Source organism: Halobaculum sp. D14 (assembly GCF_051195135.1).
Classification (GTDB): Archaea; Halobacteriota; Halobacteria; order Halobacteriales; family Haloferacaceae; genus JBNTKA01.
The window spans coordinates 674,815-687,470 of record NZ_JBNTKA010000002.1; the positions used below are offsets into that span (position 1 = coordinate 674,815).

Genomic DNA, 12,656 nt, shown 5'->3' on the forward strand with positions numbered 1-12,656 from the left:
GCTGCCGGAGAACCAAGCGGGAGCGAGCGCGGCGCGTCGGGCGACGCCGGGCGACGCGGGGCCGCGCCGGGCGGCGAACGCGTCGCTGGCGGGGTCGAAGTCCGGCCGAAAATCGGCTGTCGTCGTCGCGTCCGCGGTTCAGCCGAGGAGCAGTTCCTCGCCGCGTTCGACGACGATGCGGCACGGCGGCGACAGCTTGTTGTACGCGCGGCGGAACGCCTCCTTCGCGACGTCGGCGTCCGCGACGTCGACGTACGCGGTGAAGATGGCGTCTTCGGCCTGCATCCGGGCGGCGGTGCCGACCGGCTTCCCGAACGCCTGCCGCATACCGTCGGAGACGCGGTCGGCGCCGGCGCCGGTCGCCTGCTTGTTCTCCCGGAGCACCTGGTGGGGGAACTTCCGGAGGATCATCTTGTACTCGCCCTCGCCGAGCTCCTTGATGAGGTGGCGGTTCGCGGACAGGCGCGCGGATTCGAGCGCGCCGTGGCGGAGCTGGACGGACTCCTCGGTGCGCAGCGAAATCTGGACCGGGTAGTCGTCGGCGTCCGCCTGCAGGTCGCCCATGTTGTGCTGTGCGATCTTGGAGCCCGGAATCCCCGTGATGTACTCCCGTCGCGTGTACGACGGCTTTTCGATGTTCCGGTACATCGAGGCAGGTTTGTCTGACATGGTTACTTAGCGAGAACGACGGCGGTGGCGCGAATAAAGCCTACGTTTTACTCGCCGGTTCCGCCCGGTTCGCCGCCCGGAGCGGCCGGGGACTCCGCTCCGCCCCGCCCGCTCGGCGGTTCGCTGGGCGGCTCGGCGGCGACGTGGTCCAGCTGCTCGTCCGCGAGCAGTTCCGCCGCCCGGCCGGTCACGGACGGCGCGACCAGCACGCCGCGAACCGTCGTTCCGTCCGGCTCCTCGCGGCCGACGGCGCTGACGTACCGCGACAGCTGCCCGACCGCGTCCGGGCCGACCCGACGCCGCTTCAGCTCCACCACGACCGGGTTGCCGTCGGCGTCGCGGCCGAACACGTCCACCGGGCCGGCGTCCGTCTCCCGCTCGGTTTCGAGCGGCTCGAACCCCGGCTCCACCAGCGACGGCTCGTCGAGGACGCGGGCTTTCAGGTCCGCCTCCGTGCCGGCGACGTCGACGGCGCGGCCGCCGGTCACGTCGTACGCGGCGACGTGCTGGACGTCCGAGAACCGGACGTCGAGCGTCTCGTCGGGGGTGGTTCGGACGCTCCGCACGCGGAGCCGGCCGTCGCGGACCGCGGCGCGGTGCTCACAGCCCGGCGGCTGCCAGTTCACCGGCTTCCGCCCCTCGTCGGTGTGGACCAGCGCGGTCCCGTCCGGCTTCAGGACGACGAGCCGCGCGCCGGCGCCGAGCGACGAGGCGGCGCGGCCCTCGTAGTCGACGGTGCAGACCCCGAACACCGAGACGAGGTCGCCGCGGTCGAAGGCGGCCTCCAGCTCCCACAGCGTCTCGCGGTGACCCGGGTCGTGCAGCGTCGTCACGTTCACGTCGCCCGGTTCGCGCCGCCGCCGGATAAGCGACGCGCCGGACGAATCCGGGACACCTCCAGAACCCCGTGAGGACATCGGCCTTGACGACCCCGGGCGCCGCTGCTGGAGAGGTCAGTTCACCGAAAACGGACGCAGCCGGCAGCCGCGGCACAGCCGTCGTGTCTGTCCGGTTACGCGTCGTCCAGCGGGCGAGTCTCCGCGGCCGTCCGGCTACCGGTTCCGGCCGCTCCGGCTGTTCGCGATGTGCGCCTCCATCGAGAGACTCCGCGCCCCGCGCTGGGGAGCGAGCAGCCGCTCGGTGGCGACGGCGTGCAGTTTGCGGGCGATGCGTTCGATGCGGTCGCGGACGTGGCGTCCGCGGGTCACGAGAGATCCCATGTGAAACATAGTCATAGGGGTAGCGCAATAACGTTGTCGGCGGTGTGCGTCAGAGCGCCACGGCTGTTCGGTGTAGCGTCGAAAGAATGGAATCGTAGTTCAGGCGCCGACGTCGGCGCCGCGTCGCCGGTTTACAGGCGCTCGAGGTTCTTCGCGCGAGGGCCCTTCGGGGCGTCCTCGATCTCGAACTCGACCTCCTGCCCTTCCTCGAGGTCCGGACCGCCGATGTCTTCCATGTGGAAGAACACGTCGTCGTCCGCGTCGTCAGTCTCGATGAAACCGTAGCCGCCAGTGTCGTTGAAGAAGTCGACCTTCCCAGTTGCCATGTCTGTACAAAGTCGGTATTGACGTATAACCCTTCCGGGACACGGCTCGACGCGAGAACCGTTCACAGCCGTCGAGCCGACACCCGCCGCAGTCACGCGGTTTCTGCGTCACACTCGCGTCGACGCGGACCGCTCTGGTTCGCGTCTGACCGGTGCAAGTCGTGCGGCCGATGCACGCCGACCGACCTGCCGGTCGCTGACGCTCCTCGTGACTTCGGTGTTCCCACGTCCAGCCGCTCCGCTGGTCGGTGGTGAAAAGCGTGAAAATGTCGCCGCTCCTAACGGAGCCGCGTAGTTACTGAGAGTGCCTTACAGGCGTTCGAGATTCGTCGCGCGCGGGCCCTTGTCGGCCTGCTCGATATCGAACTCGACTTCCTGCCCTTCCTCGAGGTCCGGACCGCCGATGTCTTCCATGTGGAAGAACACGTCGTCGTCCGCGTCGTCAGTCTCGATGAAGCCGTAACCGCCAGTGTCGTTGAAGAAATCAACGGAACCTTTCGCCATTGCAACTCAACACAGTGGCGGGGGAGGGATAACACTTCCGCGTGACGCCATACCACAACACGAACCCGGACCGAGAATCGGCGAACCCGCCGGAATCGGTGCGGAGCGCCCTCAGAGGATGTCGTCGCGCAGGTGAACCTGACCGTTCCGGACGTCGGTCACCAGCGACTCGTCGAGCGTCTGGTGTTCGTCGTCGGGGTCCCACTCCAGCTCCGCTCGGAGTTCGTCGTGGACGTGGTTCCACTGCGGGTCGACGGTCGCGGTGTCCCCGCGGACGTCGGTGACGACGCCGATGCGCTCGGTTTCGTGGACCACCTGCTTCCCGCGGTCCTCGTCGGTGAGTTGCTCGGTCATACGGTCGGTCGATGTGTCCGGCACCCGGAAAACGCCGATGGCCGTCCGGATCCCGCGGGGCCACAACGGTTAGAACGCCGCTCGCTGTACGACGACACATGCTCGTCGCGTTCGATTTCGACGGAACGCTGTCGGATGCAGAGCTCTCGATGCTCCTCGCCGAAGAGAAAGGGGTCGCCCGCGAGGTCGCGGGCATCGTCACCCGCGCGACGAACGGCGACGTGGACTACGCCGAGAGCCTGCGCGACCGCGCCGACCTGCTCGAAGGGCTCCCGGAGGAGCAGGCGCACGCCGCGTTCAACCGCAGCCGACTCCGCCCCGGAGCCGCCGAGATGCTCTCGGACCTCCGCGACGACGGCCACCACGTCGCCATCATCACCGGCGGCTTCGAACGAGGCGTCCGCGCCGCGCTCGACGACGCCGGCGTCGACGTCGACACGCTCGTCGCGAACCGGCTGCCGACCGAGAACGGCGCGCTGACCGGCGACGTCGAAGGGGAGCTGCTCGACCGCGGTAAGGACGACGTCCTCGAAGAGATCGCCGTCGAACAGGACGTCCCGCTCGCGGAGACCATCGCCGTCGGCGACGGCAGCAGCGACCTCCCGATGCTCCAAACCGCCACGGAAGGCATCGGCTTCCGTCCCGCCCCGATTGTCCGCCAGGAAGCCGACACCGTTCTCGCCTCTATCCAGAACCTCCACCTCCGCCTCGCCGAACACGACATCGCCTGACAGGCCACCACCCTTTCGGCACCGCCCGCGACGTTCAGCCGCCCCACTCTACTGACCCGCTACGCGCCCAGCCAGCGCGCGACGGTTCCGGCGACGAGCACCAGCGCGCCCGTGATGAACGTCCCTGGAACCGGAGTGACGAACAGCAGCGCACCGAACACCAGAACCGCGGTTGAGGTCTTCACGGGAACAGACGAAACGCTCGCTACGGGTATGGCTGGTGGCCACGCACAGGCACTCTCCACGGCCCGGTCGATCCCGCTCCCGGCGAGGTACCATCCGAATCGACGTCTCCGATTCGAGCACGGAAGACGACCTCGCTCCGCTCGGCCGCGACACGTCTACTCAAATCGGGTCGGGGTCGCAGATTCCGGCCGACGGCTCACTCGCTACGCTCGCGCCCGTTTGTCGGCCGGAGAAGTATGCCGCCTCCCCGATTTGAACGGGGGACAGCTCGATCTTCAGTCGAGTGCTCTCCCAGTCTGAGCTAAGGCGGCGCACTTCGAAGAACCCCGGTAAAGGAAAAAAGGATTTCGAAACCGCGGCGCCGTCAGGCGACGTCGCGGCGCTGCTTGAACGTCATCGTTTTCTCGGCGGACTGGACGGTCGTCAGAATCGTAATCCAGCCGTCGTTCTGCTTCACCGAGAACGCCTCGGAGTACGAGAGTTTCACGCGCTGCGTCTCGGTGGTGGACGCCCCGGCCTGGAGTTTGCCGATGGGCTCTTTTCCTTCCCACACCATCGACCCCTGCTTCGTCGTGTTGCCGGCGTAGATGCGCGTGTAGACGGTGACGTCCTGGGCCGTCTCGTTGCGGTTGTTCGTCAGTTCCACGGTGACGTCGCGGCACGTCTGCCCGCACTTGTCTATCGTTTCGACCGTGAAGTAGTACGCCGGGAGCTGCTTCTCGCCGCCGCTTTCGCCGGTGGCCGTGGTGGTGCCGCTGCCGCCGCCTCCGCCGCCGCTGCTGCCGCTCCCCGGTGTCGGCGTCGGCGTCGCGGTCGGGAACTCCTCGATGCTGGACTCCTCGTCGCCGCCGAACGGTCCGACGCCGGCGACGAACGCCGCGGCCGCCCCGCCGGCGACGACCACCAGCGCGACGACCGCCACGGCGCCGAGCCGCTTCACGTTCATGTCGCACTCCCCCCGGTGTGTGCCCTCATCACCGCCTCTTACTTCACAGGGGGAAATAGAACTGGCGCACGAATCAATACGTGGCTGACACGTCGTTTTCGGCTTCACAGACCGGGTGTTTGGATTGTATCTCGTCACCTTCGGCTCTACGGACTCCTCGTCGGCGTTCGTCGCTGTGAGAAATCAGAAGTGGGCTCGGGCGGAGTTGAACCACGGTCGTTCCGCTCGCTGCGGTCGCTCCATTCCCTGCTTCAACTCCGTCTCACCCGCACGATTCAGCGCCCGCTGTCGCTCGTACAGAATCATGGGCTCGGGCGGAGTTGAACCACCGATCTCTTCCTTGTAAGGGAAGCGTCATAACCACTAGACCACGAGCCCGCAGATGATTCGACCGGGTGCTCGCGAATAACGCTTGTCTTTCGTCCCGACACGCTTTCGGTGTGCGAGACCGTTCCTCCGCCGTGAACCGTCTCCGTGCCGCGTCGGCGGTCGTGCTCGTCGCGGTCGGGGCCGCGCTGGTCGTCCCGACGGTGGCGCCGGGGCTGCTCGCCGGCGGCGACTACGAGCGGACGACGGTCGTCGCGTACGACGACAACGGGACGGAGCTCGCGACGGTCCACGTGCGCGTCGCGGACACGTACGCGAAACGGTACACCGGGCTGTCGGACACGGAGACGCTCGCGCGGAACGAAGGGATGCTGTTCGTCCACGACCGCGAAGCCAGACACACCTACGTGATGCGGGACATGGCGTTCCCGCTCGACATCGTCTTCGTCGACGCGAACGGCACCGTCACGACGATTCACCACGCCGAACTCCCGCCGCCGGGAACCTCGGACGGCGAACTGGCGCCGTACCCCGGCCGCGGCAAGTACGTCCTCGAGGTCAGGTACGGCTGGACGAACCGCACCGGCGTCGACGTCGGCGACCGCATCGTCGTCGCCGGCGAGTACTGACGGCCACCGCTCGGCTACGTTCCCGGTGGCGGTGACTGCCGCCTGGGCGACTCCGGGCGGGTCCCGGCAACAGATGCTGCTTCGCAGGCCGTCTCGCTCCGCAGAAGCAGCGTGTTTCGGTTCGAAGCGAACGCTTTAGGGGACGCCGAGGTGTTTCGTCGTATCCATGAGTCATCCCGCTGACGAGGACGACCCGTTCGAGGACGTCCGGGAGAAGACGGACAACCCGATGCGGCGGCTGTTCTCGGAGTACGGCCGCGAGAACGCCTTCCAGTTCGTCGTCGGGTTCGTCGCCAGCGTCTTCGCCCGCGTCCTCGACCTCGCCCCTCCACTCGTGCTCGGTGTCGCCATCGACGCACTGTTCAACCCTGACGGGACGGTTTCGTACGCGCAGGCCGCCGCCAGCTATCTCCCGGTCGTCGGTCCTGCGACGCTCGCCGGCGTCGTCCCGGCGACCCGGGAGGGCCAGTTCTACCTGTCTATCGGCCTCATCTGCGTCGGCTTCTTCGGCGGCGCCGCGTTCCACTGGAGTCGGAACTGGGGGTGGAACTCGTTCGCGCAGAACATCCAGCACGACGTCCGCGTCGACACCTACAACAAGATGCAGCGGCTGAACATGGACTTCTTCGCCGACAAGCAGACCGGCGAGATGATGTCCATCCTGTCGAACGACGTCAACCGGCTCGAACGCTTCTTGAACGACGGGATGAACTCCTTCTTCCGGCTGTCGGTGATGGTCGTCGCCATCGCGGTCATCCTGTTTTCGAAGAACTGGCAGTTGGCGCTCGTCGCGCTGGTGCCGGTGCCGCTCATAATGTTCTTCACCTGGAAGTTCATCGAGACCATCCAGCCGAAGTACGCCGACGTCCGGTCGTCCGTCGGCCAACTGAACTCCCGGCTGGAGAACAACCTCGGCGGCATCTCCGTCATCAAGACGTTCAACACCGAGGACTACGAGTCCGACCGCGTCGACGACGTGTCGATGGACTACTTCGACGCGAACTGGGACGCCATCGGCACCCGAATCAAGTTCTTCCCCGGCCTCCGCGTCATCGCCGGCATCGGCTTCGTCCTGACGTTCTTCGTCGGCGGGCTCTGGGTGCTCCGCGGCGCGGCGCCGGGGCCGCTCACCGGCGACCTCTCCGTCGGCGGCTTCGTCGTGTTCATCACGCTCACCCAGCGGTTCATCTGGCCGATGGCGCAGTTCGGACAGATAATCAACATGTATCAGCGAGCGCGCGCCTCCTCCGCCCGCATCTTCGGGCTGATGGACGAACCGTCGCGCATCGCCGAGGACCCGGACGCCTCCGACCTCGTCGTCGAGGACGGCCGCGTCGTCTACGACGACGTCACCTTCGGCTACGACGCCGACGAGACCATCGTCGAGGACGTCAGCTTCACCGTCGACGGCGGCGAGACGCTCGCGCTCGTCGGCCCGACGGGCGCCGGCAAGTCGACGGTCCTGAAACTGCTGCTCCGCATGTACGACGTCGACGACGGCTCCATCACCATCGACGGCCAGGACCTCCGCGACGTCACCATCCCGAGCCTGCGCCGGCAGGTCGGCTACGTCTCACAGGACACCTTCATGTTCTACGGGACGGTCCGCGACAACATCGCCTACGGGACGTTCGACGCGGACGACGACGCCATCGTCGAAGCGGCGAAGGCCGCGGAGGCGCACGAGTTCATCACGAACCTCCCGGACGGCTACGACACCGAAATCGGCGAGCGCGGCGTGAAACTCTCCGGCGGGCAGCGCCAGCGGCTCTCCATCGCCCGCGCCGTCCTCAAAGACCCGGAAATCCTGATTCTCGACGAGGCCACCTCAGACGTCGACACGGAGACCGAGATGCTGATTCAGCGCAGCCTCGACGACCTCACCGAGAACCGGACCACGTTCGCCATCGCCCACCGGCTCTCGACCATCAAGGACGCCGACCAGATCGTCGTCCTCGAGGACGGCGAAATCGTCGAGCGCGGCGGCCACGAGGAACTCCTCGAAGCGGACGGGCTGTACGCGCACCTCTGGGGCGTGCAGGCCGGCGAAATCGACGAACTCCCCCAGGAGTTCATCGACCGCGCCACGAAGCGCGCCTCCCGCACCTCAACGGAAGCAGGCGACGACTGACGACGCCCACACGGTTCAGGAAGCGGCCCTCCGGTCCCCGAGGGTTCTTCAGCGAAGCCGCGGCCAGCACCCCCGTGCAGTGACTGCGACGGTGCGCCGGGCAGCGGGTGTGCGGCCCGACGGCGCATCTCGGTGCCGAGAGCGGGGCCGCCTGTCAGCCACCCGCCCGAGCCGCGGCCGTCCGGGCCGTCCCGCTGCCTCGCCACAGAGCGGATTTCCCGCCCTTTCAAGTCCGTCTCCGCCGACGGTTCCGTCGATGAGTTCCTTCCGGACGCTCGACGACCTTCCCGCAGAGCAGCGCGTCCTGGTCCGCCTCGACCTCAACTCCCCGGTCGAGGACGGCGCCGTGCAGGACAACCGCCGGTTCTCCCGGCACGCCGAGACCGTCGCAGAACTCGCCGCCGCCGGCCACCGCGTCGCGCTCATGGCGCACCAGGGCCGCCCCGGCCGCGACACGTTCGTCTCGCTGGAGCAGCACGCCGACATCCTCGCCGACCACGCCGGCGTCGACGTCGACTTCGTCGCCGACACGTACGGCGACGACGCGCTCGCCGCCATCCGGTCGCTCGACGCCGGCGACGTGCTGCTGCTCGAAAACACCCGGATGACCGACGACGAACTCCCGGAGAAACCGCCCGAAGCGCACGCCGAGTCCGCGTTCGTGGAGACGCTCGCCCCCGAGTTCGACGCCTACGTCAACGACGCGTACTCCGCGGCACACCGCGAACACGCCTCCATCGTCGGCTTCCCGCTCCGGCTGCCGAGCTACGCCGGCCGCGTCATGGAGGCCGAGTACGAGGCGAACACCGCCATCGCCTCCCGCGAGTTCGACGGCGACGTCACGATGGTCGTCGGCGGCACCAAGGCGACCGACGTCATCGGCGTGATGGAGGCGCTCGACGAGACGGTCGACCAGTTCCTGCTCGGCGGCGTCGCCGGCGAACTGTTCCTCAGAGCCGCCGGCTACCCGGTCGGCTACGACGTCGACACCGACCTGTTCGACGACCAGTGGGAGCGCAACGAGGACACCATCCGCGCCGTCCTGGACGAGCGCCACGACCAGATCCGGCTCGCCTCCGACCTCGCCTACGAGGACGACGGCGACCGGGCCGAAGTCGCCGTCGACGACGTCGACGAGAAACAGCAGGCGTTCCTCGACGTCGGCTCCGACACCGTCGCCGACTACGAACCGGTGATTCACGGGTCGGACGCCGTGTTCTTGAAGGGCGCGCTCGGCGTCTTCGAGGACGAGCGGTTCAGCGTCGGCACCGTCGGCGTGCTCTCTGCCATCGCCGAGACGGACTGTTTCTCCGTCGTCGGCGGCGGCGACACCTCCCGCGCCATCGAACTGTACGGGCTCGACGAGGACGACTACTCGCACGTCTCCATCGCCGGCGGCGCCTACATCCGCGCGCTCACCGGCGAGCCGCTCCCCGCCGTCGAACTACTGGAACGGAACGCGGCCGGCGACTTCGACGTCTGACCGCCTGAACGCCGGCTCGTCGTCTCCTTCGTCCGCCGCACCCTCGGCGTCGTCTCCGCCGTCGCGGTCGTCACCGCCGCCGCTACCGCCGGCATCGTCGGTCGGCTCGTCTGCGTCCGTCTCGCCGTCCGCGTCGATCGCGGCAGCGACGCCGTTCAGCAGGCCGTGCGCCGCGAGCCAACCGCCCGGGAGCACTGCGCCCGGAATCGCGACGTAGCCGTACGGAGCGGCGGCGATGGCGTAACTGACGCCGTAGGCGGCGACCGTGACGCCGACGGCGACGTACAGCGGGTAGCGGTGGGGAACCATGACGTCTCGTGTTCGCGGACGACGCAAAAACGCTCGGGTCGTCACCTTCTCGGGCCGGGCGGCCGAACGGCGACCATGTTCGTCGGAGTCGTTTCGGACACCCACGACAACGCACAGTACGTCGACGCCGCGGTCAACGTCTTCGACGGGACGGTCGACGCGGTCGTCCACTGCGGCGACGTCGTCGCGCCGTTCTCCGCGACGCCGTTCGACGCCTCCTTCGACTTCTACGCCGTCCGCGGCAACAACGACGGCGAGTGGGCGCTCGCGGATGCCGTCGACTCGTTCGGGACGTACCTCGGCGAGATGGGCGAACTGACGTTCGACGGCGTCGAGTTCGCGGTGTACCACGGCACCAGCGAACCCATCGTGGACGCGCTCGTCGACTCGGGGCGGTACGACTTCGTGCTGCGCGGCCACACCCACGAGCGCGTCCACGAGGAGCGCGACGGAACGGTCCACGTCAACCCCGGCGGCGTCCCGATTCCGGACGCGCCGGACGACCCGGCGGCCGTCATCGTCGACACCGAAACCGGCGACGTGACGTTCGAGTCGCTCGGCTGACCGAGGAGCCGGAAAAGCGGGGCCGTGACCGCCGGACGCCGCTCGGTGAGCCGTCGGTCAGTCGTCGCCGTTGGCTCCCTTCGGGACGACGCGCTTGCGCTGGCCGGCGAACAGGGATTCGAGGCCGACGCCGAGCGTCTCGTCCGTCGTCGCCGTGCTCTGCTCTCGGTCCTCCCGGTCGAGGAGCGCACGGACCGCGTCGACGTTCTCCGGGATGACGTCCGCCTCCTGGTGGACCGACTGGAACAGGTAGAGGTCGGCGCCCTGCGTCGAGATGGAGTCCTCCCAGACGCAGTTCTCCCAGAGGTCGCCGCGGGGCCGGCCGGCGTCCATCGCGAACTCCTTCAGTTTCCCGGTGCCGTCGATTCCGGCCTCCTCGGGCACCAAGAACAGCCGCGATTCGTCGTCGAGCAGGTCGCGGACCTCGTCGCGGCCGGGCGCGGACGACAGCGTCACGTTCACCGAGTGGAGGTGCATCAGCGTCGCCGGCACCTTCACGCCGAGCGTGTCGACGTCCAGCGACGGCAGCACCGTGTTCACGTCCGGGCCGTGGTGTGACGGGACCGTGACGGGGTCGGGGAGGATGTCGTTGATTGGGCCGCGCGACGTCTGCCCGGGGTCGCCGCCGCGGCGCACCAGCGTCACCCGTGCCTTCTCGACGCCGTACGCCTCGTCGAGCGGCGTGAGCAGCCGCGACAGCCCGGTCGTGTTACACGAGACGACGCGCGCCGTGTCGACGTCGGCGGCGGTGGCGTCCTCGTAGTTCGCGCGGGCGTTGAAACTGACGTCGGCGACGTCGGCGTCCTCGCCGCCCTGGAAGATGGCGGGCGTGTCGTACCGCTCGTACAGCGCCGCGTTGTCGGCGCCGATGCCGGACGGCGTCGCGTCGACGACGACGTCGGCGGCCATCACGAGGTCGTCGACTTCGCCGGCGAGGTCGATGCCGGCGTCGCGGAACTGCTGGGTGCGTTCCGGAATCGCGGCGTACAGCGGGTAGCCCTTCCGAACCGCGGTTTCGGCCTCGTAGTTCGGACGGGTCTTCGCGACGCCCGTCAGTTTCATGTCCGGCTGGGCGGCGACCGCATCGGCGACGCGCTTCCCGATGGTGCCGTAGCCGTTGACGCCGACCTGAATCATTAGTGGCGACTCGCCGCCGACCGCGGATAATCGTTTCGGAGCCCGGGGAAAGAAAGCAACTACAGAGCGAGTAAGAAGGCGGAATTCGGCGGATGCGGTCGCGCAAGATTCGCCGGTCAGCCGCGCCGGTCGGCTTTGGGAACACCTAACGGCCGCGACGCCGAAGCGGCCCGCATGGACGAGGAACTCCGCCGCGCGGCCGACACCGCGGTCCACCAGTGTCTCGGCCTCGGCACGGACGAGTCGCTCGTCGTCGTCACGGACGACGAACGCGAAGCCATCGGCGAGGCGCTGTACGACGTCGCCAGCGACGTCACCGACGACGCCGCCATCGTCCGGTACCCGCCGGGCGACCAGCACGGCGCCGAACCGCCCGAGCCTGTCGCCGCCGCGATGCGGTCGGCCGACGCCTTCCTCGCACCGACGACGAAGAGCCTGAGCCACACGCGCGCCCGCGGCGCCGCCTGCGACGCGGGCGCCCGCGGCGCGACGCTCCCCGGCATCACCCGCGACGTGTTCACGACCGGGCTGGACGCCGACTACGACGCCATCGCCGCCCACTGCGACGACGTCCTCGACCAGGTCGCCGACGCCGACGAGGTCCGCGTCACCACCGACGCCGGGACGGATATCACGTTCGCGCCCGGCGACCGCGAGTGGCTCGCGGACACCGGCGACGTCCGCGAGCCGGGCGCGTTCTCGAACCTGCCGGCCGGCGAGGTGTTCGTCTCCCCGACCGACGCGAACGGGACGTACGTCGTCGACGGCACCATGATGCCGCACGGCCTGCTCGGCGACGACCAGCGGCTCCGGTTCGAGGTCGAGGACGGCTACGTCACCGATATTTCGGACGAAGCCGTCCGCGAACAGGTCGAGGCCGGCGCCGACGAGGTCGGACGCGACGCCTACAACCTCGCCGAACTCGGCATCGGCACGAACGTCGGCGTCACCGACCTCGTCGGCTCCGTGCTGCTCGACGAGAAGGCCGCCGGCACCGTCCACATCGCAATCGGGGACGACGCCGGCATCGGCGGCGACGTCGACGCGCCGCTCCACCTCGACGGTATCGTCCGCGACCCGACGGTGTACGCCGACGGCGACGAGGTCACGCTGCCGACGGCGACGGCCTGAGCCGCCGAG

The 12,656-nt window shown here is 68.6% G+C and carries 16 protein-coding genes and 2 tRNA genes; 6 read left to right on the forward strand and 12 right to left on the reverse strand.

Features of this window, described 5'->3' with window-relative positions; all coding sequences use genetic code 11:
- Nucleotides 1-138: 138 nt before the first annotated feature.
- The 6 genes from ACQUST_RS09225 to ACQUST_RS09250 form a co-directional block, all read right to left on the reverse strand.
- Nucleotides 139-669 carry a 50S ribosomal protein L16 gene (locus ACQUST_RS09225; protein WP_435127554.1) on the reverse strand — a complete coding sequence of 177 codons (531 nt, stop codon included), beginning with the start codon at nt 667-669 and terminating at the stop codon, nt 139-141.
- Between the two features lie 47 nt (nt 670-716).
- Nucleotides 717-1,508, reverse strand: a complete 792-nt coding sequence (nucS, locus tag ACQUST_RS09230; protein ID WP_435127556.1) for an endonuclease NucS — start codon at nt 1,506-1,508, stop codon at nt 717-719.
- A 213-nt stretch (nt 1,509-1,721) separates the two neighbouring features.
- On the reverse strand, nt 1,722-1,889 hold the full coding sequence (locus ACQUST_RS09235; protein ID WP_435127558.1) for a hypothetical protein: 168 nt from the start codon (nt 1,887-1,889) through the stop codon (nt 1,722-1,724).
- A 131-nt stretch (nt 1,890-2,020) separates the two neighbouring features.
- Nucleotides 2,021-2,215: a cold-shock protein gene (locus ACQUST_RS09240; protein ID WP_435127560.1), complete on the reverse strand. Its 195-nt coding sequence runs from the start codon at nt 2,213-2,215 to the stop codon at nt 2,021-2,023.
- Between the two features lie 309 nt (nt 2,216-2,524).
- Nucleotides 2,525-2,719 carry a cold-shock protein gene (locus ACQUST_RS09245; RefSeq protein ID WP_435127562.1) on the reverse strand — a complete coding sequence of 65 codons (195 nt, stop codon included), beginning with the start codon at nt 2,717-2,719 and terminating at the stop codon, nt 2,525-2,527.
- Between the two features lie 111 nt (nt 2,720-2,830).
- Nucleotides 2,831-3,073, reverse strand: coding sequence for a PRC-barrel domain containing protein (locus ACQUST_RS09250; protein ID WP_435127564.1), 243 nt, complete (start codon nt 3,071-3,073; stop codon nt 2,831-2,833).
- 98 nt (nt 3,074-3,171) lie between these two features.
- Between ACQUST_RS09250 and serB the strand changes: the two genes are divergently transcribed.
- Nucleotides 3,172-3,804, forward strand: a complete 633-nt coding sequence (gene serB / locus ACQUST_RS09255) for a phosphoserine phosphatase SerB (protein WP_435127566.1) — start codon at nt 3,172-3,174, stop codon at nt 3,802-3,804.
- A gap of 59 nt (nt 3,805-3,863) precedes the next feature.
- Here serB and ACQUST_RS09260 read toward each other — a convergent pair whose 3' ends face one another.
- From ACQUST_RS09260 to ACQUST_RS09275, 4 genes are all read right to left on the reverse strand, one after another.
- Entirely contained in the window at nt 3,864-3,989 is a 126-nt protein-coding gene (locus ACQUST_RS09260) for a hypothetical protein (RefSeq protein WP_435127568.1), read from the reverse strand.
- A 238-nt stretch (nt 3,990-4,227) separates the two neighbouring features.
- Nucleotides 4,228-4,301 (reverse strand) — tRNA-Phe (locus tag ACQUST_RS09265).
- 53 nt (nt 4,302-4,354) lie between these two features.
- Nucleotides 4,355-4,936: a hypothetical protein gene (locus ACQUST_RS09270; RefSeq protein ID WP_435127570.1), complete on the reverse strand. Its 582-nt coding sequence runs from the start codon at nt 4,934-4,936 to the stop codon at nt 4,355-4,357.
- Between the two features lie 305 nt (nt 4,937-5,241).
- A tRNA-Val gene (locus tag ACQUST_RS09275) sits at nt 5,242-5,314 on the reverse strand.
- A gap of 62 nt (nt 5,315-5,376) precedes the next feature.
- Between ACQUST_RS09275 and ACQUST_RS09280 the strand changes: the two genes are divergently transcribed.
- The 3 genes from ACQUST_RS09280 to ACQUST_RS09290 all read left to right on the forward strand — a co-directional run bounded on the left by ACQUST_RS09280 (nt 5,377) and on the right by ACQUST_RS09290 (nt 9,506).
- Entirely contained in the window at nt 5,377-5,892 is a 516-nt protein-coding gene (locus ACQUST_RS09280; RefSeq protein ID WP_435127572.1) for a DUF192 domain-containing protein, read from the forward strand.
- 166 nt (nt 5,893-6,058) lie between these two features.
- Nucleotides 6,059-8,023, forward strand: a complete 1,965-nt coding sequence (locus tag ACQUST_RS09285; RefSeq protein ID WP_435127573.1) for an ABC transporter ATP-binding protein — start codon at nt 6,059-6,061, stop codon at nt 8,021-8,023.
- Nucleotides 8,024-8,279: 256 nt separating this feature from the next.
- The gene (locus ACQUST_RS09290; protein ID WP_435127575.1) at nt 8,280-9,506 is read left to right on the forward strand and encodes a phosphoglycerate kinase; all 1,227 of its coding nucleotides are present in this window, start codon (nt 8,280-8,282) and stop codon (nt 9,504-9,506) included.
- Here ACQUST_RS09290 and ACQUST_RS09295 read toward each other — a convergent pair.
- On the reverse strand, nt 9,468-9,815 hold the full coding sequence (locus ACQUST_RS09295; RefSeq protein ID WP_435127577.1) for a hypothetical protein: 348 nt from the start codon (nt 9,813-9,815) through the stop codon (nt 9,468-9,470). The two genes, ACQUST_RS09290 and ACQUST_RS09295, sit on opposite strands and share 39 nt — an antisense overlap.
- Before the next feature lie 75 nt (nt 9,816-9,890).
- On the opposite strand from ACQUST_RS09295, the gene ACQUST_RS09300 reads away from it, so the two are divergent.
- A complete protein-coding gene (locus ACQUST_RS09300) occupies nt 9,891-10,379 on the forward strand; it encodes a metallophosphoesterase (RefSeq protein WP_435127579.1) in 489 nt (162 codons plus the stop codon).
- 57 nt (nt 10,380-10,436) lie between these two features.
- On the opposite strand, the gene ACQUST_RS09305 is transcribed toward ACQUST_RS09300, so the two are convergent.
- Nucleotides 10,437-11,516, reverse strand: a complete 1,080-nt coding sequence (locus tag ACQUST_RS09305) for a type II glyceraldehyde-3-phosphate dehydrogenase (protein WP_435127580.1) — start codon at nt 11,514-11,516, stop codon at nt 10,437-10,439.
- A 174-nt stretch (nt 11,517-11,690) separates the two neighbouring features.
- On the opposite strand from ACQUST_RS09305, the gene ACQUST_RS09310 reads away from it, so the two are divergent.
- Nucleotides 11,691-12,647 carry an aminopeptidase gene (locus ACQUST_RS09310; RefSeq protein ID WP_435127582.1) on the forward strand — a complete coding sequence of 319 codons (957 nt, stop codon included), beginning with the start codon at nt 11,691-11,693 and terminating at the stop codon, nt 12,645-12,647.
- Nucleotides 12,648-12,656 lie beyond the last annotated feature (9 nt).